We start from the raw sequence: 22,674 nt of genomic DNA, 5'->3' as shown, positions 1-22,674 counted from the left end.
GCGCACCTTTTTACTGAAATATTATTGCCAAGGGAGGGGATACACGTATACCCCTCTCAGATTGAAGCCGTTCATATCTATCTCCAGGCTGCCGTCCGGTCCGGACCGGCCTATCTCCTCTTCGCCTGTGAGAACGTCTCTGATGACGTAGTCCGCGTCAGCCTTCTCCGCAAAGACCCTGACGGGAGCGGAATAGAGAGCCCGGGGGCTCCGCTGCTGGAACACGGTGAATGTCTCCTCCTCTCCCTGATACCGGGTGTTGGCGGAGCGGTTGCAGATGATATACACGTCGCCCTTTGCCCGGGTCTCGTAGCGCAGGACCGAGAGGTCGTCTGCCGCGATCCCCTGAGGTCTGAGGCCCAGGCTGTCCATGAGGGCCTTTATGACCGCGCTGTCAAAGCCGGGGGTCTGGACCCCCTCTTCCGCGGCGGTGATCTTTACGCGGCCCCCGCCGGTGTTCTGACAGGGCGCGAAGCCCAGATATATGATCCGGGAGCCGTTCGGAAAGGTCTTTTCGGAGACCAGCGGCCTGCCCCCCAGAGTGACCAGAGGCCTGTAGCCCCCGATGGAATACAGGGAGCCCTCCAGGGCAAAGGGTCCCTCATATTTTTCCAGGCCCGGCAGCTCCGAGGAGAGCTCGCCGGAGGACAGCTCCGTCCTGCGTATGGTGTCAAAGCCGGTCCTGCGGGCGGCGGCCTTTTCTGCAGCCGGGAAGCCGGGCTCCGGGTCTATCTGGTTCACGTCCTTGCCGGGCCTGTCCCCGTTGACCGGTATGAAGCTGTGGGTCACCAGAGTCTTACGGCCCTTTTCCAGCCATTTCCACAGCATATTCAGGGCTCCCCGGGGGCCGGTCACAGGACTGTAAAAGCACAGGTCATAATCGTCTATGCCCAGAGTGTCCGGGAAAGAAGCGCCGTCATAGAGATAGTTGTTCCGCTCCAGTATGCCGTTCAGGGACCAGGGAGCGTCCGCCCGGGTGTCCATGCTGTTGGAATAGCCCGCGGGAGCCCTCTGTATAAAGGCGCACACCCGGGTCTCCGGCTTGCGGAGGCCGTCCTCCCGGGCCCTCAGGAACCCGTTCCAGGCCGAGATAAAGGCCGTGTAGAGCAGATATTCCTTCTCTTCCGGGTCCATGAGCCTGTCGGCTTCGCTGCCCCAGTACTGGTCCTGCTTGCCCCTGAAGTCCGAGGAGCCAGCCTGGGAATAGGTGATCAGGCAGTTGGCCGGGTTGTCCCAATAGTTGGGTCTGGGATACCGGCCGTAAAAGGGGTCGGCTCCGGCGGCGCCGGATTCGCCCCAGAGGGTCCTTTCCCTGCCCCGGGCTCCCCTTTCGTAATATCTGCCGTTGTAATAGTTGCCTATGATGACCTCATGGGGACCCCACCACTCGGGGCAGTAGCCCGCCACGTTGGAGAGCCGGGACAGATAGATGTAGTCTCCCCCGTTGCCCGCGGATTCCCCGTTCAGGATGGGCTGGGCGTACACGCCGTACTGCCTGACGCAGGGCTCCGCCGCCTCGTTGATGAACTTCAGCCATTCGTAGTGAAACAGCATGTTGTGCAGCTTGTTCTTTTCGGTGAGGCAGGCTTCGCCTTCATCCCGGGGCGGGACGTAGTCCTCCCAGGAGGCGCAGCCCGCGTCGGCCGGCTCGGGCCAGTAGCCGTGATAATCCGTGAAGTATTCCCGGAAAAAGAGCCGCCGGGTCCCGCCGCCGTCCAGTATCTCTATGCCCTTGTCCCTGCCCGACAGGTCCTCCCGCCAGCGCTGTATGGCCGCCGCGGAAAAGCCCCATATCATGGCGTTCCAGCTGCCCCCGGGGCCGAAGGGAGTCCACACGTAGTCTATGGAGCGCACGTATTTGACTCCGGCTGCGGCGGTGCGGAGCAGCTTTTCCGAGGTTTTTTCCACCACCCGCGGGTCCGTGAAGTCGTAGGCGTGGTTCAGGTCCGCAAGGCCCATATCGAGGCAGGTCTGGCCCCACTTGTTCACGTTGAGGGCCCTGTGCTCCTTCAGCCAGCCTGTATCCGGAGTGTGGTGCAGCTCCCCGTATATGGTCACGTTTTTGCCGGCTGCGTAGGCCGCAAAGGAGGGGTCCGTCACGTAGGGCAGGTCCAGCCCTCCGTGGCCGTAATACAGGGACAGATAGTCTATGACGCTCGTGATGATATCCCGGCCTCCCGGGGCGTCGTAGCCGCCGAAACGGGCCTGCCCGCTGTCCCAGCCGGGGCCCGAGGTGTGGCGCCACACGTTCCACACGCAGGTCTCCGGGTCGGCGCCCTCAACGGGGCCGGCGCCTATAGACGGGGTCCACAGATGACTGTAGAGAGTCTTTTCCGGCCCGTTTTCCCGCAAGGACAGGCCGTATACCGCTATTTCCGCCCGGTCCCCCTGCCGGTAGGACCCGGCTTCAAAGGCTATGGAGACAGCCTTGATATTGCCGTCCGCGCTGCCTTCGGTCATATCGGCGGAGCCCGTGTTCATGGAGATAAGGCTTCTCACGGAGGGAACGGTCAGATGATAAAAGGCCTTGCCTCCTCCCTCAAAGGTGAGCGCTATCACCACCGGGGCCCGGAAAGAGGCCTTCAGGTCCAGGACCAGGTCTCCCTGAGGCAGGTCCGCGGACAGAGTGCACTCGGACCAGGGCTCGCCGCCGGCCAGATAAGAGAGCACGGCCGGGTCCCCTTCCCTGACGGTGATGCCGGGGCTTTGGGTGGTCCAGGCCAATGCCCGGAGGGAAAGGACTGCCAGCAGCAGTACAAAAACGACCTTCACAAAGCGCCTCTTTGACACAAAAATTATATCACAAACCCCGTGGTTATTCAATTTACCTCCGGTCCCGGTCCGTCAGGACAAAGGTCACAGGGCCGTCGTTCTCTATCTTCACCAGCATGTCCGCCCCGAACTCGCCGGTCTGGGCGGGCACCCCTCTTTTGGCGAACTCCCGGACGAAATACTCGTAGAGCTCCCGGGCTCTTTCGGGCTCCTCCGCCTGTTCGAAGGAGGGCCTGCGGCCCTTGGAGGTGTTGGCCAGCAGGGTGAACTGGCTGATGACCAGCACGCTGCCTCCCGTGTCCGTCAGGGACAGGTTCATGCGGCCCCTGTCGTCCTCAAAGATGCGCATGCGGCAGATCTTTTCGCAGAGCCTTTCGGCCATCTCTTCCGTGTCGCCCCTTTTGACGCCGAAGAGTATATTGAGGCCCTTTCCGACAGAGCCCGCCAGTCTGCCTTCCACGGTGACGGAAGAGGATAAGACCCTCTGTATGACGCAGATCATCTCAGCTCCTTGCTTTTCAGCTTGGTGACCCGGCTCACGGATATGACCCCGGACACCTTTCTGAGATCTTTGAACAGGGCGTTCAGGCTGTCTATATCCCTGATGCCCAGAGTAACGTGTATGTCCGCCATGGCCTCCGCCGGCTGGGACAGGGACAGGTTGATGATGAGCATCTGCTGGTCGGCTATGACGCTGCTCACGTCCCGGAAGAGACCTATGCGCTTTTGGGTCTTGATGAGGATGTTGCAGGGCAGCAGCTTGTCGGTGGCCTGCCAGGTGACCTGATGCACCCGGTCGGGATTGTCCTTCCTGTAGCGGGCCATATTGGGGCATTTGCGGGAATGTATCACGTAGCCCTTTTCCTTGGTCTCGTAGGCCTCCACGCTCTCGCCGGGAAGAGGGTCGCAGCAGCCCGCTCTGGCCACCAGCACGTCGCTCTTGCCCTCCAGAGACACGGAGAGAGCCCCCTCCAGAGCCTTTTCCCGCACCTCGTTTTTGTATATGGCGCTCTCCTGCTTCAGCCGGTTGATGAGCCAGCCCGGAGACACTATCCTGCAGCCTATGGCCGCAAAGATCTCGTGCACGCTGATCAGCTTTTCGCTGAGCCTCTTCAGGAGCTCCGGGTCCGTGATGACGTTGCGGTTCAGGTGGAGCCGGGACACCTCCTTCAGAAACATGTCCTTGCCCTTTTCTTCGTTTTCTATGGAGTATTTGCGTTTGAAATACTGCCTGATGCGGTTCTTGGCGGTGGAGGTCTTTACTATGTTCAGCCAGTCCAGGGAGGGCACCGTGTCCGCCGCCGTGATGATCTCCACCACGTCGCCGTTGGACAGGGTGTGGTCCAGACGGACCTCTATGCCGTTGACCTTGGCCTTGATGCAGTGGTCCCCCACGTCCGAGTGGATCTTGTAGGCAAAGTCCACCGGGGTGGACTCTATGACCAGGTCCATCACGTCTCCCCGGGGGGTAAACACCACTACCTGCTCCTTGAAGAGGTCGTTGGTGATGTTTTCCATGAACTCTTCGGTGTTGTCCGCGTCCTTTTCCCAGTTGTAGATGGCCTGACGCAGCCAGGACAGCCGCTGCTCAAACACGTCGCTGTTGAGCCTCTCCTTGTATTGCCAGTGGGCGGCCACTCCCAGCTCCGCCGTCTTGTGCATCTCCCGGGTGCGTATCTGCACCTCCAGAGGAGAGCCGTCCAGAGCCACCACCTTGGTGTGCAGGGACTGATAATTGTTGGTCTTGGGGTTGGCTATGTAGTCCGAAAACAGACGGGGTATGGGCGGCCACAGGTCGTGGATGATGCCCATGACCGTGTAGCAGTCGTTTACGTTGTCCGTGTCTATGATGACCCGGATGGCCAGCAGGTCGTATATCTCCTCGAACTTGAAGTTGTCCTTGACTATCTTGTTGCGGATGCTCCACAGGTGCTTGGCCCTGGCCTGGATCTCCACCTTGAATTTCCGCTGCTGCAGCACTCTGGTGACCTGCCGCACCGCTTCGTCCAGAATGTCCTGCCTCTCCCGCCGGGTCTTGGCCAGCTTGCCTGCCAGCTCCTTGTATTCGTCGGGATAGAGGTATTTGAAGGACAGGTCCTCCAGGTCCGCCTTCAGGCTGTTGATACCCAGCTTGTCCGCAATGGGGGCGAATATCTGGATGGTCTCGCTGGAGGTGCGTATCTGCCGCTCCCTGCTCACCGCGTCCAGAGTCTGCATGTTGTGGAGCCGGTCCGCCAGCTTGATGACCATCACCCTCAGATCCTGATTCATGATAAAGAAGATCTTGCGTATGTTTTCGGCCTTTTTGGCAAAATAGGTCCGGGGACCCGCCTTGGGGTGAAAGCGTTTGCGCACTCCCTGAGACACGGTCTCGGGGAGATAGTCTTCTTCGCCGGCGTCCGAATACTCGTCGTCGGAGAGCTTGGTGAGGCCGTCCACCAAAAAGGCCACGTCCTCGCCGAAGTCGGCCCTCAGCCTGTCCAGGGAATAGTCCTCCACGTCCTCCACCAGGTCGTGGAGAAAGCCTGCCGCTATGGACTCCTGGTCCATCTTCAGGCCGGTCAGGGTCTCCGCCACCGACAGAGGATGCACTATGTAGGGGTCCCCCGAGTCCCGGACGGCCCCCCGGTGGAGCCGGCTGGCCGTCTCCCAGGCCTTTTCCACCAGAGAGGTGTCGCCTGTGGGGTCGTATTCCCGGATCTGTCTGAGGATCTCTTCGTAACGTCGGTTCAGGTCTTGTTCCGTCATATAGCCACCTTGTTAAGGGCGCTGCCTGCAAGAAAAAGGCGGCAAACCTGCCAGTCTGCCGCCGTTGCGGTGCGCGCCAAAAGGCCTATCTGCCGCCCAGGCCGGACAGCTTGATGCCTTCCACGAAATATCTCTGATTGAATATGAATATGAGTATCACGGGCACGGTCACCATCATGGATGCGGCCATCAGCTGAGTGTAATTGGTGGAGTAGAGCCCCACGAAATACTGCAGACCGATGGGCAGGGTCCTGATCTCTTCGCTGATACACACGATGAGAGGCCACATGAAGTTGCCCCAGGAGCCCATGAAGGTGAAGGTGGTCAGAGTGGCGATGGCCGGCTTTGACAGAGGTATGATCACGTTGCGCCAGGTGCCGAAGAAGGAGCAGCCGTCGATCCTGGCCGCGTCCTCCAGCTCCTGGGGAAGCCCCATGAAGAACTGCCTCAGCATAAAGGTGCCGTAGGCGCTGAACATACCGGGCACAATGAGCGCCCAGTAGCTGTCCACCCAGCCCAGCATCTTCATGATCACGAAGGTGGGGATGATGGTGACGGAGCCGGGGATCATCATGGTGGCCAGGTAGCCCAAAAACAGCTGATCCCTTCCCGGGAACCTCAGGCGGGCGAAGGAATAGGCCGCCCAGGTGCTGGTGAGCACCTGTCCGAAGGTGACCAGAATGGCCACGAACAGGCTGTTGAGATACAGCCGGGGGATGTTGATGGCCTTCCAGGCGTCGGGGTAGTTGCCCCACCAGGCCCGGACGTTCTCCCCGTTGATCACGGTGTCCTTCCACTCAAAATGCTCGGGTATCCAGCGGATGGCGTTGGCATCCACGCCCTTTTTGAGACTGTCGGCAGAGGCGGCAAACACCTCGCTGGGCTGCTTGATGGACGTGACGGCCATCCAGGCAAAGGGAATGATCATGGTGACGCCTCCCGATATAAGCAGTATATACAGAAGCGCCTTGTGGTACCATCTCAGCTTATTCATAATTGACTACTCTGCCTCCTACCTTCCAGGTGATGAGCGTAAGGATCAGGATGATCACGAACAGGAACCAGGCTATGGCGGAAGCATAGCCCATGTTGAAGTTTTCAAAGGCCGTGTTGTACAGATAGTATTCCACGGTGGTGGTGCTGCCGGCAGGTCCGCCGCCGGTCATGATCTTGGCCGTCATAAAGCCGGACTGCAGGCCGCCTATGATGCCCATGATAAAGATAAAGAAAGTGGTGGGGCTGATGAGAGGCCAGGTGATGGACCAGAACTTGTGCCAGCCGCTGGCGCCGTCCAGCTCCGCCGCCTCGTAGAGGTTCACGGAGACGCCCTGCAGGGCCGCCAGATAGAGGATCATGCTGGTGCCGCCCAGACCGCCCCACAGACCCATGATGATCAGGGAGGGCTTGGACCATTCGGAGGTGCCCAGCCAGTCGGGCGGGACCATAAAGAAGCCCTGTATCTCGTGGGAGAGCATGCCGAACTTGGCCACTATGAAGGCCACCACAGCAAAGCCCAGCACGAAGCAGACTATGTTGTAGGACAGGCCCTCAAACTCTATGTTCAGCTTGCCCATGACCCATTTGATGAAGGACAGCACCGCCAGGAAACAGGCCATGATGAACACCCACATGAGTATCATGATGAAGACGTTGAACAGGATGCCCGTCCAGGGATGGGCCGCATCGTATATCTTCATGCCCGAATTCCTGAGGAACATGTTGATGATGCCGGTCTCGTTGTTGTACATGTATTTCCACAGGATGAGCAGAGCCACGCCGCCGGAGACCGAGGGCAGGAAATAGACCGTCCTGAAGAAGGTGATGCCCACCAGCTTCTGGTTCATGACCAGGGCGCACAGCAGGGACGCGGCGATGCCCAGGGGTATGCCCACCAGCAGATACACCGTGTTGTACAGATACTGCCAGAAGAAGGGGTCGTTGGCCACCTTCCTGGCGCCCTCCTGATGGAAGCCCAGCAGCAGCCGGAAGTTTTCCCAGCCTATCCACACGGGCTTGCCGAATATATTCCAGTCCGTAAAGGCCATAAACAGCGATACCACCACGGGTATCAGCGTAAATGACAAAAATCCGATGAGGTTGGGCGCCAGAAACCCCCAGGCGGCCACTACCTCGGACCTGTTGTATTTTTCTTTTACTCTTGCCATATTCCTGTCCTTAATTCACAAAGTTGGGGTTGTTCATATTCCGGTGGATGATCTCGTTGACCCTCTTGGCTATCTTGTCGCAGGCAGTGTCCATATCCTGCTGGCCCAGCCACACCTTGCCTACCTCCAGACCCCATATCTGATTGAAGTCGGTGCTGGATATATACAGAGACCTTTCCTGAGGTTTGGCTCCCGCCAGGTCATCCAGCACGTTCTGGTTCTCCGTTTCCTTGGGATAGTCCGGATTGTAGAGGAAGTTCTGTATGATCTCGGGAGTGTTCATGGAGGGCACTCCGTCGCCGTAGTCCGCCACCAGATTCTGGTTGGCGGTGCTGGTGAGGTGCACTATGAACTTGATGGCCTGGTCCCTGTTCTTGCTGGTGGCAGGTATGCAGTAGGACTTGGACAGCAGCAGGTTGTTGGGGCACGGAGCCTTGGGGAACCGGGCTATGCCGAAGTCCAGATTCTTGTAGTTCTGCCGGAAGGCGGTCACCATATAGCGCCCGGTGATGAGCATGGCCACCTTGCCCTTGGCAAACAGGAGCTGCTCGCCGCCCCAGCCGCCGGAGGAGTCCAGGCTGGCCGCCTCGGAGGCGGAAGGGATGACCTTGGCCTTCATGCGCAGGGTCTCCCAGTAGCGCATGCCCTTCTTGGCAGCCTCTTCGTTGATGACGCAGGTCTGGCCGTCGGGGGAATACACGTGGCCTCCGTACATCCACACAAAGATGAAGGGAGTCTCCATCACGTAGAGGCCCTTTTGTATGGCTATCTTACGGCCGTTGACTTCCTTGTATTTGGTCAGCTTGTCCGCCGCCGCGAACATGTCGTCCCAGGTCCAGTCGGAGGTGGGATATTCCACCCGGTCTCCGGGAGCCGCCGTCCTGTTGTGCTCGTCAAATACGGTCTTGTTGTAAAACAGGTTGAGAGAGCACACGTTTTCCGGGATGCCCACCAGCTTTTCTTCGCCTATCGGGTTGCCCTGCTTGTCCCTTTCTCGGCAATACATATAATCGTGGAGCTCCGGATAGAACTTGTCCACGGGTATATTGTATTTTTTGATATAGGGAGTCAGGTCCAGCAGCAGGCCGTATTTGAAAAAGGTGTAGAGGCTCTCCGCGTCATAGGCCGCCATCACGTCGGGAGGCACGTCGCCCGCCAGCTGGGTCAGCAGCCTCTGGAGGCCGGAATCTATGTCGTTGGTGACCTCAATGCCGGGATGGGACTTCTCAAACAGAGCGATGGTCTCTTCTCTGATGGGACTGGGGTCCACTACCCAGCGTATATTGGTGACGCCTTTTTTGGAGGGATGAAGGGTGGTCCCCAGATATATCCCTACCGCCACCACCAGGACCGCCAGCAGGGCGATGCCGATGGTAGCCATCGTAGATTTTAAGGAATCGTTCATTCTTCAATCCTTTGGTGAAGTGTATCTAACTTTATTATAGAATATATCACGTTTTTTGTCTATATGCCGGCGGCAAATAAATGCGAGCGTTATCCACAGTGTTGTAAACAGTTGTGAACAAAGCTTCGTATTGCCGATTTTTTGTCAGATAACGCTCGCGAATATTATTAATTAAATATATTTTATTTTATAAGGAGCTCTCCCCCCTCCCCCAGGGTCCTGCGGAGGCCGTCGGTGAGGTCCCTGTTCTGGGCGTCCACGTAGGTGCCGGTGGTGATCCTGTGGACCTTGGAGATGTGATCCAGCTCCAGGATCAGGGCGTCGTTGCCGGGATAGGAGTCGGTGAGCAGCTTGATCTCGCTGATGTTGACCGGGGAAGTGATCCTCACGGTCAGGGAGCCGGTGGCGGGCCTGGGGGTCAGGTCCCCCAGCAGGGTGATCTCGTCGCCTATGAGCTCCACCTTGTTTTCCGAAGACTCCCTGTCGTCGGACTCCCCGTTGTAGGACCCTCTCCTGCGGACCTTGACCGTCACGGCGGCTATCTTGCCCTTTTGGATCATGTCCCTGTATTCCTCGTATTTCTGAGGGAAGAACACTATCTCCTGAGAGCCGTACAGGTCCTCCAGCCGGATCTTCGCATACATCTTCTTGTCCCTGGAGAGAGGCGTGGAGGCCTCGCTTATCAGGCCGGAGATGGTGCATCTGGCGTTGTCGGGCAGCTCGCTGCAGCTCCTGGTGTTGGCGTCGGAGTTCTGCAGGAGCAGGTGCCTTTTTTCCTCCAGCGGGTGGCCGGAAATGTATATGCCTGCCAGATCCTTTTCGAACTCCAGTATCACGTCCTTGGAAAACTCCTTGCACTCTCTGTATTTGTCCAGATCCGGCGAATTGGATATGTCTATGTCGTCAAAGGAATCGAAGAGGCCCCCCTGCCCCGAATCCTTTTCCGCCTGCAGCTTGGCCGCATGCTCCAGCAGCTGAGGCACGGCGGTCAGCAGGCCCTGGCGGTTGGGGAAGATGGAGTCAAAGCAGCCCAGCTTCACCAGAGGCTCCCAGAGGCTTTTGCCCGCCAGCTGTACGTGGGCAGTCCTCTCGGCCATATCCGCGGGATCGATGAAGGGCCCCCGCTCCTCTCTCTCCCGGCAGATGGCGTCTATGACCCCCTGCCCTATGCCCTTGACGGCTCCCAGACCGAATCTGATGGCCGGGCCGCCTCCGGAGGTCTCTTCTACCGTGAAGTTGTAAAAGGACTTGTTGACGTCGGGAGGCAGCAGAGTGATGTCGAACTTTTTCAGGTCCCTGATGTAGTCGGCCAGCTTGTCCGCCTTGTTCAGGTTGGCGGACAGCAGAGCGGCGTAATACTCCACGGGATAGTTGGCCTTCATGTAGGCGGTCTGATAGGCCAGATGGGCGTAGCAGACTGCGTGGGCCTTGTTGAAGGCGTAGCCTGCAAAGGGCTCTATCTGGGCAAATATCTCCTCGGCCGTGTTTTTGGGTATGTCTTTTTTGGCGGCGCCCTCTATGAAGTCCACCTTTTTCTTGTCCATGACGTCCTTTTTCTTCTTGGACATGGCCTTGCGGAGTATGTCGGCTTCGCCGAGAGCAAAGCCTCCTACGGCCTGAGCTATCTTCAGCACCTGCTCCTGATAGCAGATGACGCCGTAGGTCTCCTTCAGGATGGGCTCCAGCACCGGATGGGTGTAGGTGATGGGGGTGACCCCGAACTTGGACTTGATGAACTTGGGTATATAGGCCATGGGGCCGGGGCGGAACAGGGCCACCATAGCGGCCAGCTCCCTCACCGAGTTGGGCTTCAGCTCCACCACGTTTTTGGTCATGCCCCCCGATTCCAGCTGAAAGACTCCGTTTGTCTCTCCCCGGGCCAGCATCTCAAAGGTCTTGCGGTCGTCCTGGGGTATCTTCAGACGGTCTATCTCTATGCCCTTGGTGCGCCTGACGTTTTCGATGGCGTTGGCCAGGATGGTCAGGTTGATGAGGCCCAGAAAGTCCATCTTCAGCAGCCCTACCCGCTCGATGCTGGTCTTGGGCAGCTGGGCCACTCTGTCCCCGTTTTCGCTGACCTCCACGGGCACCAGCTCGTCCAAAGGCTGGGCGGCTATGAGGACTCCCGCCGCGTGTATGCCTCTCGAACGGTTGACCCCCTCCAGCTTCAGGGCCGTGTCCAGCAGCAGCCTGGCCTGAGGCTCCTCGTCATAGACCCTTTTCAGCTCAGCGTTGCTTTCCATGGAGGAGCTGATGGTGGCCTTGGGGCCGGCGTCTATCATGTCCGATATCCGCCGCACGTCCTTCAGGTCCATGCCCAGGGCCCGGCCGCAGTCGTTGACGGCGCCTCTGGCCTTCATCTGATTGAAGGTGGAGATCTGTCCCACGCATTCCTCGCCGTATTTTTCGGCCACGTAGGCTATGAGGTCCCCTCTCTTGTTGTCCTGTATGTCCAGATCTATATCGGGCATCTCGGCTCTGTAGGGATTGAGAAATCTCTCGAAGGTGAGGCCGTATTCTATGGGGTCCACGTCGGTGATGCCCAGGCCGTAGCCTATGAGGGAGGAGGCTGCCGAGCCCCGGACCCCCACGTAGATGCCGTGTTGGCGGGCATAGTCCGTGAAGTCCCGGACTATGAGCATATACAGCGAAAAGCCCAGCTCGTTGATGGTCCGGGCCTCGTAGTCAAAGCGCTCCAGATACTCGGGGGGCAGCTCCTCCGTCCCCATGCGGCGCTTCAGGCCCGACATGGCCTCGCTGACCATATAGTCGGCGGGATCCATGCCCTTGGGGACTCCCGGGTCCGGCAGCTGGGATCTGGAAAAGTCAAATCGGACGTTGCACTTGTCCACTATCTCCAGAGTGTTGGAACAGAGCTCCGGCCTGTCCGGGAACATGGACAGCATCTCCTCGTAGGACTTGATATAGTACTTTTCGGGCTCATATCTCATGCGGTCCGCGTCGCTTTTGGTCTTGCCGGTCTGGATGCACAGCAGGGTGTCGTGGGTGTCGCTGTCCTCCCGGAGGGTGTAGTGGCTGTCGTTGGTGCACACCGCCTTGACTCCGGTCTTTTCGGCCAGGGCCAGGAGCCGGGGAATGATCTGCTCCTCCTCGGGGATGCCGTGGTTCTGTATCTCTATGTAAAAGTCTTCCTTGCCAAAGATATCCAGATAGCTCTGCAGCACCTCTTCGGCCTTGTCCGGGGCCTCCAGCAGGGTCCTGGGTAGCTCGCCGCCCAGACAGGCGGACAGGGCTATGAGCCCCTCCCGGTAGGTGCGCAGCAGGGCCTTGTCCACCCGGGGCTTGTAATAAAAGCCGGTGGAAAAGGCTCTCGATACCAGCTTGATGAGATTCTTGTAGCCGGTGAGGTTTTTGGCCAGCAGCACCAAATGATAGTTCTTGTCATCGATGCCCGCTTCCTTTTGCTCCATGGACCGGGGGGCCACGTAGACCTCGCAGCCCAGTATGGGCTTGATGCCCGCTTTATCGCAGGCGTCGTAGAGGGCCAGGTTGCCGTACATGACGCCGTGGTCCGTGAGGGCCACTGCAGGCATGCCCAGAGCCTTGGCCCGGTCAACGATGGACTCTATGCCCGAGAGCCCGTCCAGAATGGAAAACTCGGAGTGGACGTGCAGATGGGCAAAGGGGACGCTGCCGGCGGCTTGTGTCTGTTCCATATGGTCAGGTACTCCTTTAGTTGAATGGTGATTACAGTATTATTATATCATAATTACCGGGTCCCGGTCTCCCGGAGGCCGCAAAAAAATGAGCAAAAAAAAAGGACCCCGCAGGGTCCCGCCGCAAGCGCGTTACAGAGCGATCTCCCGCCCTTCTTCGGAGGATCTGTAGATCCCGTCTATGATCTTCAGCACGTTGACGGTCTCCCCGGGCCTTACGGGCACCGGGCCGTCTTCCTCTATGGCCTTGTAAAAGCCGTCTATCTCCGCCGCGTATATGTTGGTCATGGAGAGGTGGGCCGGCTCTGCGTCCAGCAGCACCTCCTGATCCTCCGTGTATATCCTCAGGGGCTTGGTGTCCGCGCCGCCCTTGGTGCCCATAAGGCTCACGCAGAAGAGGTCCTCCCTGATGTTGGCCGCAAAGGCGGTCTCCACGTTCAGGACCGCGCCTCCTTCCAGGTGCACGAAGCCGCAGGCCAGATCCTCTATATCGTATTTTTCAGGATCCCACTTGCCCCGGTCGGCCCAGGCGTGGCCGGGGGTGTTGCCTATATGGGCGCTGGCGCAGCCGGTGACCCTGAGGGGCCTGGGGTTGCCCAGCAGATACATGGCCAGGTCCAGCTGATGGACGCCTATGTCTATGAGAGGTCCGCCTCCCTGGAGCTCCTTGCTGGTAAAGGCTCCGTAGGGGGGGATGCCCCTTCTGCGCAGAGCCTTGACGTTGACGTAGTAGATATCTCCCAGCTGCCCCCTGTCCACGAAGGACTTGATGACGGAGCTCTCGGTGATGTATCTGTAGCAGTTGGCCGACATGACCTTGAGGCCCCGTTTTTCGGCCTCGGCAAACAGCATGGCCGCGTCCTTGGCGTTGGTGGCCATGGGCTTTTCGACCAGGACGTGCTTCCCCGCTGCCAGAGCCTCCAGGGCTATGGGGACGTGGAGATAGTTGGGGGTGCAGATGTGGACCGAGTCTATTTCCTCCAGCGCCAGCAGCTGCCTGTAGTCGTCAAAAGCGTATGCGGCGCTGAATTCCTGTTTGGCGGCTTCAGCCCTTTCGCGGCTGACGTCGGACACGGCGGTCAGTCTGTATTTGGGAGCTATGTTCGGAAGGTGGGCCTTTCTGGCTATGTGCCCGCAGCCTATGACTCCGATGCTGTATGATTTCATTGATGAGACTCCTTGTGTTTCACGTGAAACATTTACGGGGGGACCTTCCCTTATTGATTATACCTTTTGGCCTGCCGTATTTCAAGTGGCTTGATAAGCCCGGGGCAAAATGCTACAATAGGGCTGAATAAGGCCCGAAAAAGGAAGGCGACCATGATGAAAACCGCTCTGCTCTCTCTCTGTCTTGCCCTGTGCGTCCTGTGCGCCGCCAGGGGAGAAGTGTCCCTGTCCCCCATGTTCTCGGAGGGGGCCGTCAGGGACACGGACAGGGGCGCTCCCCGGATAACGGGAAGGGCGGCCCCCGGCAGCCCTGTATACGTGAGGGTCACCGGGGCCTCCGACGGCAGGAGCGTGACCATGACCCTCCGGGCGGATGAAGACGGGGTCTTTTCCGGGACCTTTGCCGCCGGGACTGACGTGTATTTCATAGACGCCGCGGAGGACCCGGACTTCGCCGACGCCGCCGAGGGAGCCCTTATATGCCGCCGGGGAGCGGAGGCGCCGGAGCTGCCCTCCGTGTTTACCAACGACCTGCTGGACCGGAAGGGCAACAGGGACCGGAAGGCCCGGGAATATCCGGCGGTCCGCCGGCTGCTGAGCCTCTATATAAACAGCAGGGGAGCCGCGGCGTCTCAGAGAGGGGACAGAAAGGGCTTCGACACGGACAATGACGAGGACCTGGCATACTTCAAGAGGGACCTGGCCCTCTACGACTTTGCCCACAGGGACAGGGACTGGTCCCGGCCTCTGGGCCGCAGGCCCTGCAGGTGCTTCTGGCAGAGCGTCTGGCCCTCCTGGTTCAACTCCTCCAACGATCATCCCCTGGACGGAGACCCGGACAACGGGGCCTTCGGCAACTATATGCCCTACGCCTTTGCCAACGATTTTGCCGACATACTCATTATGTATGCCATGCGGCTGGGCAGGATAAAGAAGCCCTTTGACGACAACCTGCGGGATATGGTCCGGCAGGGGGCCGCCAATCTGGCCGCCATGCAGCACCTGCAGGAGGGCAATCTGGCTCTTGAAGACCACCGGGGAGTGAGGGAGCGATACACCCGGGGGGCCTTTCACTACGGCATGTTCGTCAACGGAGACTATCTCACCGAGGGCAAGGGCTGGTTTTACAACCCGGCCTTTCTGGATTATGCCGGGGGAGGGGTGCTGAACGGCAGAGCCCTCTGGGGGCTGTGCGAAGCCGCCGCCGCGGACCCGGGCCTGAGAGAGTCTCTGGTCCCCGCCATAGGGGCGGGCCTGCAGTTTTGCCTGTGCGACGGCTATGAAGGGGGCTATACCCGCTCCTCCTCCGGAGGCCGCCCCTATTGGAGAGACCCGGGGGAGCACGCCTATCTGACTCTGGGGCTGGCGGAGACCCTGGATTTTGCGGGAAAGGCCGCGGCTTACGTGGACAAAAAGGGGCGCCGGGTGAGCTTCGGGGAGGCCTGCCGGGACAGCCTGAACGCCCTCTGCGACCTGCAGCGGGGCCGGAGCTGGAGCAGGTATCCCAACGTGGACAGCATGGCCATAGCCGCTCTGGCCCGGGGCTGTCTGGCCCTGCCCGGAGACCCGGACGCCGGCCGGTGGAGGGACTGCGCCGCAGCGGCGGCGGACTACTGGCTGAGCCTGTGGGTCAGGCGGAGCGAATACAGGGGAGAGGTGATCAATTTCGGCCTGAATCTGGTCCCCGGAGAGATGACCTATTGCTGGGGCAGGGCAGACGACAGCTGGAAGGCCCGGGGACAATTTTTCTACTATCAGACGGGCCACTGGCTCCAGGCTCTCGCCCTGCTGTATCGGGTCACAGGGGAGGCCGGATATCTCCTCAGGTGCCGCCGGATGACGGCCTATCTGCTGGGGGACAACCCTCTGAGGATACGCATCCTGAACGAGACCGGAGGAGTGTACAACTGGACAGAGGACACGGACGGAGACGGCCTGGAGGACAGGGCCATGAACAACATGTATCCCGAGAGCACCGCCTATTGTCAGATAGGCATAATGCATTATCTGGACCTGCCGGAGCAATAATAATGGCCCGGCGGCTTGCATAAGGAGCAAAAATAGGGTATAATAGTTGTGGTAAGGAGAGGTGCCCGAGTGGCTTAAGGGAGCGGTTTCGAAAACCGTCGCGCAACTTTATCGTTGTGCCCCGGGTTCAAATCCCGGTCTCTCCTCCATTTTTATACCGGATGTTTCCGGTTTTTTTTGTAGAACAAGGGTCCGAAGCAATGAATAATATATATGCGGTTGTGAACCAAAAGGGCGGCGTGGGCAAGACCACCACCGCCATCAATCTGGCTGCCGGACTGGGCATTCTGGGCGAGAAGGTGCTTTTGGTGGACATGGATCCTCAGGGCAACGCCACCACCGGTCTGGGCATAGACAAGTCCTCTCTGGACCGCTGTATGTATGACGTGATGATGGGCGCCGCGCCCCTGAAGGACGTGATCCTGCCTACCGGCGAAAAGAATCTGTCTCTGGCTCCCGCCACCCTGAATCTGGCCGGGGCGGACATAGAGCTCATGGGCATGATGTCCAGAGAAAAGCGTCTCGGGCTGGCTCTGGACGCCGTCAGTGACGACTACAGCTTCGTCATCATAGACTGCCCTCCCTCTCTGGGGCTCCTGACCGTGAACGTGCTCACCTGCGCCAAATACACCATCCTGCCCATCCAGTGCGAATACTACGCTCTGGAAGGCATCACCCAGCTGCTGCAGACCATCACTCTGGTCACCCGGAATCTGAATCCGGACCTGAAGATAGCCCGGATACTCCTCACCATGTTTGACTACAGGACCGCCCTCAGCGAAAAGATCACCGGTGAGGTCAGGGCCTTTTTCGGCAGTCAGGTGTCTTCGGTGATCATGCCGAGAAACGTGAAGCTTTCCGAGGCTCCCAGCCACGGGAAGTCTATTTTTACCTATGCTCCGGGCTCCGTGGGCGCGGAGAACTATGGAGCATTTGCTGTGGAGGTATCGGAATTTGGAAAACAAAACCATGGCTAAGGGCCCGGCGGACCTGCTGGGAGCCAATCGCATCAGCGCTCCTCAGGACCGGCCCACGGAAATAGAGGTCATACTCATAGACCCCAACCCCTTTCAGCCCCGTCAGAGATTTGACGAGGACAGCCTGAGGGAGCTGGCGGACTCCATCAAAAAATACGGCGTCCTGCAGCCTGTGCTGCTGAGAAAAAAGGACGAGGACCGGTACGAGCTGGTGGCCGGGGAAAGACGGCTGCGGGCCTCCCGGCTGGCGGGCCTCAGGACCGTGCCCGCTCTGGTCAGGGACGTGACGGACACCCAGAGCCTGGAGATAGCCGTCATAGAAAACATCCAGCGGGAGGACATAGGCCCCATCGAGACCGCCAGAGCCTACAAGCGTCTGGTGGAGGATTTCGGCTACACCCAGGAGCATCTGGCGGGAGTGGTAGGCAAGAGCCGCAGCTCCGTGGCCAATCATCTGAGGCTCCTGTCCCTGCCGGAGCCGGTGCTGGCCATGCTGGAGGACAAGTCCATCAGCGAAGGCCACGCCAGAGCCGTCCTCTCCGTGTCCTCGGAGGAAAACCGGGTGCCCTTTGCCGAAAGGATAGTCCGGGAAAACCTTACCGTGAGGGACGCCGAGGAGCTGGCCCGCATCATCAACAACCCTCTGGGGGATATGTCCGAGCCGGAGCCGGAAAAGCCCGCAAGGCCGGCTGTTTCACGTGAAACAACGGAGCTGGCAGACCTGTCCGCCAAACTGAAGGAAGCCCTGAAGACCGGGGTCCGGGTGGTCAAACGACGCACCAAGGGCCAGATAGTCATAGAATTCAAAAACGACAGCGACCTGGAAAGGCTCCTGTCGCAGATCCTGGGAGAAGAGCATTGAAAGCGCGATACGAAGAGCTGAGACGCCGATTTGAAGACGTCTACAAAGGAGAGCCGGAGGCCTTTGTAAAGAGCCCCGGACGGGTGGACCTGCTGGGCATCCACACGGATTACAACGACGGCTTTGTCCTCCCCATTGCCATAGACCTGAACGTGCTGGCCTGCGGCCGCCGGACCGGCGGAGACACCGTGTCCATCCATTCCATGAACAAAAACGAGACCTCCGTATTCAGCCTGGGGGACCTGCAGTCCGACGAAAGGTATAAGTGGAGCAACTACTCGAGAGGGGTCATCAAATATCTGCTGGAGGCGGGGGCCCGGTTGGGCGGAGCCGAAATAGCCCTGTCAAGCAACGTGCCCATAGGCAGCGGCCTCAGCTCCTCGGCGGCTCTGGAAAACGCCACCGGGGTCTTGATGCAGACTCTGTTCGGCTTTGAGATGTCCGGGCCGGAGATGGCTCTGGTGGGCCAGAAGGCCGAGAACCTGTTTGTGGGCGTGAGCACCGGCATCATGGACCAGTTCGTGTCCCGCAACGGCAAAAAGGACCACGCCCTGTTTCTGGACTGCCGCAGCCTGGAATACAGGCAGCTGCCTCTGGACTGCAGCCGCTATAAGGTGGTGGTGTGCAACACCATGAAGCGGCGGGGGCTGGTGGACAGCGAATACGGAGCCCGGCGGGCCCAGTGCGAAGAGGCCGTGGCCGCGCTGCAAAAGCATTATCCGGAGGTCCGGGCCCTCAGGGACGCCACTCTGGACATGATAAACAGGCACAAGGACGAGCTCACGGAAAAGCAGTATATGAGAGCCCGCCACGTGATCACCGAGAACAACCGGGGCCTGGAGGCCATCAGGGTGCTGAATGCCGGCGACTTCGAGGCCTTTGGCAGGCTCATGGACCAAAGCCACGATTCGGCCAGAGACGACTATGAGGTGTCCTGTCCCGAGCTGGAGGCCATGGTCAAGGCTGCCAGAGAGGCTCCCGGCTCCCTGTCGGGCCGTCTGGCAGGCGCCGGCTTCGGAGGCTGCGCCGTCAGTCTGGTGGAGGCCTCCCGGGTAAAGGATTTCGCAGAATACGTCCGGAGAGAATATCCCCGGGCCACCGGGCTGGAGCCGGAGGTGTGGGTGCTGTCCGCCGAGGACGGCGCCGGGCCCGTGGCTCCCTCGGAGCTGAACTAATATATAAAATAATTATTAGAAATACAAAAGAGAGGATACAAAGATGAGCAACATCAAAGCTATAGGCTCTGCCGATTTTGAGCAGGAAGTATTGAAGGCGGATCTGCCGGTGCTGGTGGACTTTTGGGCCACCTGGTGCGGCCCCTGCAAGATGCTGGCCCCCATCATTGACCAGCTGGCCGGGGAATACGAGGGCAAGGTCCGGTTTGTCAAGGTGGATATAGACGACAACGGCGACCTGGCTCAGCAGTACGGCATCATGAGCATCCCCACCGTCATACTCTTCAAGGGCGGCAGCGTGGAAGCCCGCACCGTGGGTCTTCAGCCCAAGCCCGCCCTGAAAAAGCTGCTGGACGCCGCTCTCTGATGGTGCGTTTTGACAAGAGGGCCTCGGACGAGCTGCGGCCCATAGTCCTCCACAGGGACTTCATGCCCAACGCCGAAGGCAGCGTCCTCATAGAGGTGGGCAAGACCAGAGTCATCTGCACCGCCTCCGTGGAGGACAAGGTGCCCCCCTTCCTGAAGGGCACCGGCAGCGGCTGGATCACCGCCGAATACGCCATGCTGCCCTGCAGCTGCGAGACCAGAAAGCAGAGAGACTCCGTCAAGGGCAAGATAGACGGCCGCTCCATGGAGATACAGAGGCTCATAGGCCGCTCCATCCGCAGCGTGGCGGACCTGGACGCTCTGGGCGAAAGGACCGTCTGGCTGGACTGCGACGTGATACAGGCCGACGGCGGCACCAGGACCGCTTCGGTCACAGGCAGCTTTCTGGCCTTTGCCGATGCCTGCGAATATATGCTGAAGGAAAAGCTGATCCGCCGTCTGCCCTTTACGGAGCGGGTGGCCGCGGTCAGCTGCGGCATAGTGGGAGGCGAGGAGCTGCTGGACCTGGCCTACGTGGAGGACAGCAACGCTCAGGTGGATATGAACGTGGTGATGACCTCCGCCGGCAAGCTCATAGAGGTCCAGAGCACCGCAGAGGGCTATCCCTTCCCCCGGAAGAGGTTTGACTCCCTGCTGGACCTGGCCGCCGAAGGCATAGGCCGGATATTTGAGATCACCAAAGAGGCAGGCTGGTGATGAAGCTGCTTTTGTCCACACACAACCCCGGCAAGGTGCGGGAGATGAAGGAGCTGCTCTCCGGCACGGACACGGCCGTCACGGCTCTGGACGAGCTGGACAAGCTCTATGAGATAGAGGAGACCGGAGCCACCTTTGAGGAAAACGCAGTGCTGAAGGCCGAGGGCTACGGCTCCCGATACGGCCTCCTCTGCCTGGCAGACGATTCGGGTCTGGAGGTGGACGCGCTGGGAGGCAGACCGGGAGTCTATTCCTCCCGCTACGCCGACACGGACCGGGAAAGGTGCCGCAAGCTGCTGGAGGAGCTGGGGGACGCTTCCCTCAGGACAGCCCGTTTTGTCTGCTGCGCCTGTCTCTATGCTCCGGAGCCCTCGGTGATAGAGGGGCTCAGGGATTGCCCCGCCGCAGAGGGCGCCGTGTTTTACCCCGATGACCCTCACATAGTCACGGTCCGCGCCACTCTGGAGGGGGAGATAGCCCGGGAGGAAAGGGGCGACGGAGGCTTTGGCTTTGACCCCGTCATGTATCTGCCCTCCCTCAGGCGCCATCTGGCGGAGCTGTCCCCGGCGGAAAAGAACGCCATTTCCCACAGAGGCAAGGCCGTGCGCCGGATGTTAGAGCTGATCACATATATCAAGAGGTAGCAATATGCTTCAAGACAAAATCACCGCAGGTATCAGGGAGTTTTTCGGCGATCCCGGGCTGGCCGTGAGCTACAACGTGCCCCCCAGCAAGGAAATGGGAGATTTTTCCACCGCCGTGTGCATGCCCTTTGCCAAGACTCTCCGCAAGGCGCCTTTTCTGATAGCAGAGGAATTGGCGGAGCATCTCACCCGCTGCTCTCTGCCCTATATCGCCTCCGTGGAGGTCACCAAGCCCGGCTACGTGAACTTCAGGGTGGATCATCCCCTGTATGCCCGGGACCTCATAGGGCAGATACTGGAGGAGGGGGACCGGTTCGGCGACCGGGAGCCCACCGGCAGGAACATATTGGTGGAGCACACCAACGTGAACCCCAACAAGGCCATGCATATAGGCCACCTGCGCAACGCCATCATAGGCGACAGCGTGGTGCGCATACTGCGCAGGATGGGCCACCGGGTCCAGGCCTGCAACTATATAGACGACACGGGAGTGCAGGTGGCGGACGTGGTGGTGGCCATGCTCTATCTGGACGAGCCGGTCTATGACGGCTCCAACATAGACGCCATTTGGAAAAAGGCGGAGGGCTCCCAGAGCTTTGACTACTGGTGCTGGGACGTCTATTCCCGCATTTCCGCCGCCTACGAAAGCGATCCCGAGCTGAAGGAAAAGAGGGTGGAGGTGCTCCATATGGTGGAGAGCCAGGACAACCCCATAGCCGCCTTTGCCAAGGAGGTGGCTGCCCGGATAGTCCGGTGTCATCTGGCTACCGTGGGACGCCTCAACGTCCGGTACGACCTGCTGAACTGGGAGTCGGACATATTCCTGCGGGGCTTCTGGAAGACTGCCTTTGACAAGCTCCGGGACACCGGCGCCGTGGTGTATGAGACCGAGGGCCCCAACCGGGGCTGCTGGGTGGTCAGATACGGCTCCGGCATAGTGGAGACCGAGGAGGGGGTCAAGAGCGAGGACAAGATACTGGTGCGCTCCAACGGCATAGTCACCTACACAGGCAAGGATATAGCATATCAGATGTGGAAGTTCGGCGTGCTGGGCAAGGACTTTCTCTACGGAGAATGGGGCCTGCAGCCCGACGGCACCGCGCTGGCCACCACCGCCCCCGACGGGGCTCCCTGCGACAAGTGGGGCCGGGCGGACGAAGTCATCAACGTCATAGACTGCCGCCAGAGCTACACCCAGCAGATAGTGTATGAATGTCTGGACAAGCTGGGCTTCAAAAAAGAAGCGGCCAACTCGGTGCATCTGGGCTATGAGGTGGTGGTGCTGTCCAACTCCGCCGCCGAGGCTCTGGGCATGGAGACCGACAAGGACGCCCAGGTCCAGGCCATGAGCGGCAGAAAGGGTCTGGGAGTCAAGGGAGACGACCTCATAGACATCATCAGAGACAAGATAGGCGAAAAGGTCAAGGACCCGGTGAGCCTGGACATACTGGCCTGCGCGGCGGTCCGCTACTTCATGAGCCGGACCACCAACGGCAAGATGCTGGTCTTTGATTTTGAGGAAGCCCTGAAGACCACGGGAGACTCGGGCATCTATTGCGAATACGCTCACGCCAGAGCGGCCTCCGTGCTGAACAAGGCCGGGGCCATAGACCTGCAGCGGGCAAGCACGGACCGGGTCACGGACACCGAAAAGGCCCTGCTGGCCAAGCTGGCCGAGTATCCCCGGGTGCTGGAAAAGGCGGCGGAGGAGCTGTCCCCGGCGCCCCTGGCCCGGTATGCTTTTGACCTGGCCGGCGTCTTTACGGGCTTTTATGAGAATCCGGATCCGGAAGCGGAAAAGAGAGTGGCTTTTATCAACATAGAGGACGAGGGTCTGCGCAGCTTCAGGCTGGCGCTGGTGGCCGCATTCAAGCAGGTCATGAAAAACACCCTGAGCGCCATAGGCATCGAAGCCATCGACAGGATCTGACCGCAGCGCAAGCAAAAGGGGAGGGGGCTCCGGCCCTCTCC

The 22,674-nt window shown here is 59.7% G+C and carries 16 protein-coding genes and 1 tRNA gene; 9 read left to right on the top strand and 8 right to left on the bottom strand.

What is annotated here, in order from left to right; genetic code table 11:
• Positions 1-21 precede the first annotated feature (21 nt).
• From IK083_00785 to IK083_00750, 8 genes are all read right to left on the bottom strand, one after another.
• Entirely contained in the window at positions 22-2,772 is a 2,751-nt protein-coding gene (locus IK083_00785; GenBank protein MBR4748094.1) for a hypothetical protein, read from the bottom strand.
• Between the two features lie 52 nt (positions 2,773-2,824).
• Positions 2,825-3,274, bottom strand: coding sequence for a D-tyrosyl-tRNA(Tyr) deacylase (gene dtd, locus IK083_00780; GenBank protein MBR4748093.1), 450 nt, complete (start codon positions 3,272-3,274; stop codon positions 2,825-2,827).
• Entirely contained in the window at positions 3,271-5,520 is a 2,250-nt protein-coding gene (locus IK083_00775) for a bifunctional (p)ppGpp synthetase/guanosine-3',5'-bis(diphosphate) 3'-pyrophosphohydrolase (GenBank protein ID MBR4748092.1), read from the bottom strand. The genes dtd and IK083_00775 overlap by 4 nt, the downstream gene beginning before the upstream one ends.
• Before the next feature lie 85 nt (positions 5,521-5,605).
• Positions 5,606-6,514 carry a carbohydrate ABC transporter permease gene (locus tag IK083_00770; protein ID MBR4748091.1) on the bottom strand — a complete coding sequence of 303 codons (909 nt, stop codon included), beginning with the start codon at positions 6,512-6,514 and terminating at the stop codon, positions 5,606-5,608.
• On the bottom strand, positions 6,507-7,685 hold the full coding sequence (locus IK083_00765) for a sugar ABC transporter permease (protein MBR4748090.1): 1,179 nt from the start codon (positions 7,683-7,685) through the stop codon (positions 6,507-6,509). The genes IK083_00770 and IK083_00765 overlap by 8 nt, the downstream gene beginning before the upstream one ends.
• Positions 7,686-7,695: 10 nt before the next feature.
• Positions 7,696-9,090 (bottom strand): sugar ABC transporter substrate-binding protein, encoded by a 1,395-nt coding sequence (locus IK083_00760; protein ID MBR4748089.1) that lies wholly within the window; start codon positions 9,088-9,090, stop codon positions 7,696-7,698.
• A 182-nt stretch (positions 9,091-9,272) separates the two neighbouring features.
• A complete protein-coding gene (locus tag IK083_00755) occupies positions 9,273-12,767 on the bottom strand; it encodes a DNA polymerase III subunit alpha (protein ID MBR4748088.1) in 3,495 nt (1,164 codons plus the stop codon).
• Between the two features lie 132 nt (positions 12,768-12,899).
• The gene (locus IK083_00750) at positions 12,900-13,934 is read right to left on the bottom strand and encodes a Gfo/Idh/MocA family oxidoreductase (protein MBR4748087.1); all 1,035 of its coding nucleotides are present in this window, start codon (positions 13,932-13,934) and stop codon (positions 12,900-12,902) included.
• 153 nt (positions 13,935-14,087) lie between these two features.
• On the opposite strand from IK083_00750, the gene IK083_00745 reads away from it, so the two are divergent.
• The 9 genes from IK083_00745 (at position 14,088) to IK083_00705 (ending at position 22,633) form a co-directional block, all read left to right on the top strand.
• Positions 14,088-15,962, top strand: coding sequence for a hypothetical protein (locus tag IK083_00745; protein MBR4748086.1), 1,875 nt, complete (start codon positions 14,088-14,090; stop codon positions 15,960-15,962).
• A 55-nt stretch (positions 15,963-16,017) separates the two neighbouring features.
• Positions 16,018-16,111, top strand: a tRNA-Ser gene (locus tag IK083_00740).
• A gap of 51 nt (positions 16,112-16,162) precedes the next feature.
• Entirely contained in the window at positions 16,163-16,939 is a 777-nt protein-coding gene (locus IK083_00735) for a ParA family protein (protein ID MBR4748085.1), read from the top strand.
• A complete protein-coding gene (locus tag IK083_00730) occupies positions 16,917-17,801 on the top strand; it encodes a ParB/RepB/Spo0J family partition protein (protein MBR4748084.1) in 885 nt (294 codons plus the stop codon). Before IK083_00735 ends, IK083_00730 begins: the two co-directional genes overlap by 23 nt.
• Entirely contained in the window at positions 17,798-18,976 is a 1,179-nt protein-coding gene (locus IK083_00725) for a galactokinase (protein ID MBR4748083.1), read from the top strand. The genes IK083_00730 and IK083_00725 overlap by 4 nt, the downstream gene beginning before the upstream one ends.
• Positions 18,977-19,019: 43 nt before the next feature.
• On the top strand, positions 19,020-19,343 hold the full coding sequence (trxA, locus tag IK083_00720) for a thioredoxin (GenBank protein ID MBR4748082.1): 324 nt from the start codon (positions 19,020-19,022) through the stop codon (positions 19,341-19,343).
• The gene (gene rph / locus IK083_00715) at positions 19,343-20,059 is read left to right on the top strand and encodes a ribonuclease PH (GenBank protein ID MBR4748081.1); all 717 of its coding nucleotides are present in this window, start codon (positions 19,343-19,345) and stop codon (positions 20,057-20,059) included. Before trxA ends, rph begins: the two co-directional genes overlap by 1 nt.
• Positions 20,059-20,703: a non-canonical purine NTP pyrophosphatase gene (locus IK083_00710; protein ID MBR4748080.1), complete on the top strand. Its 645-nt coding sequence runs from the start codon at positions 20,059-20,061 to the stop codon at positions 20,701-20,703. Before rph ends, IK083_00710 begins: the two co-directional genes overlap by 1 nt.
• A gap of 4 nt (positions 20,704-20,707) precedes the next feature.
• On the top strand, positions 20,708-22,633 hold the full coding sequence (locus IK083_00705) for an arginine--tRNA ligase (GenBank protein MBR4748079.1): 1,926 nt from the start codon (positions 20,708-20,710) through the stop codon (positions 22,631-22,633).
• The last annotated feature ends 41 nt before the right edge of the window (positions 22,634-22,674 follow it).

The sequence above is a fragment of the Abditibacteriota bacterium genome (assembly GCA_017552965.1).
Classification (GTDB): domain Bacteria; phylum Armatimonadota; class UBA5829; order UBA5829; family UBA5829; genus RGIG7931.
Note: the sequence above shows the minus strand (reverse complement) of the source record. Positions and strands in the feature narration are given on the sequence as shown.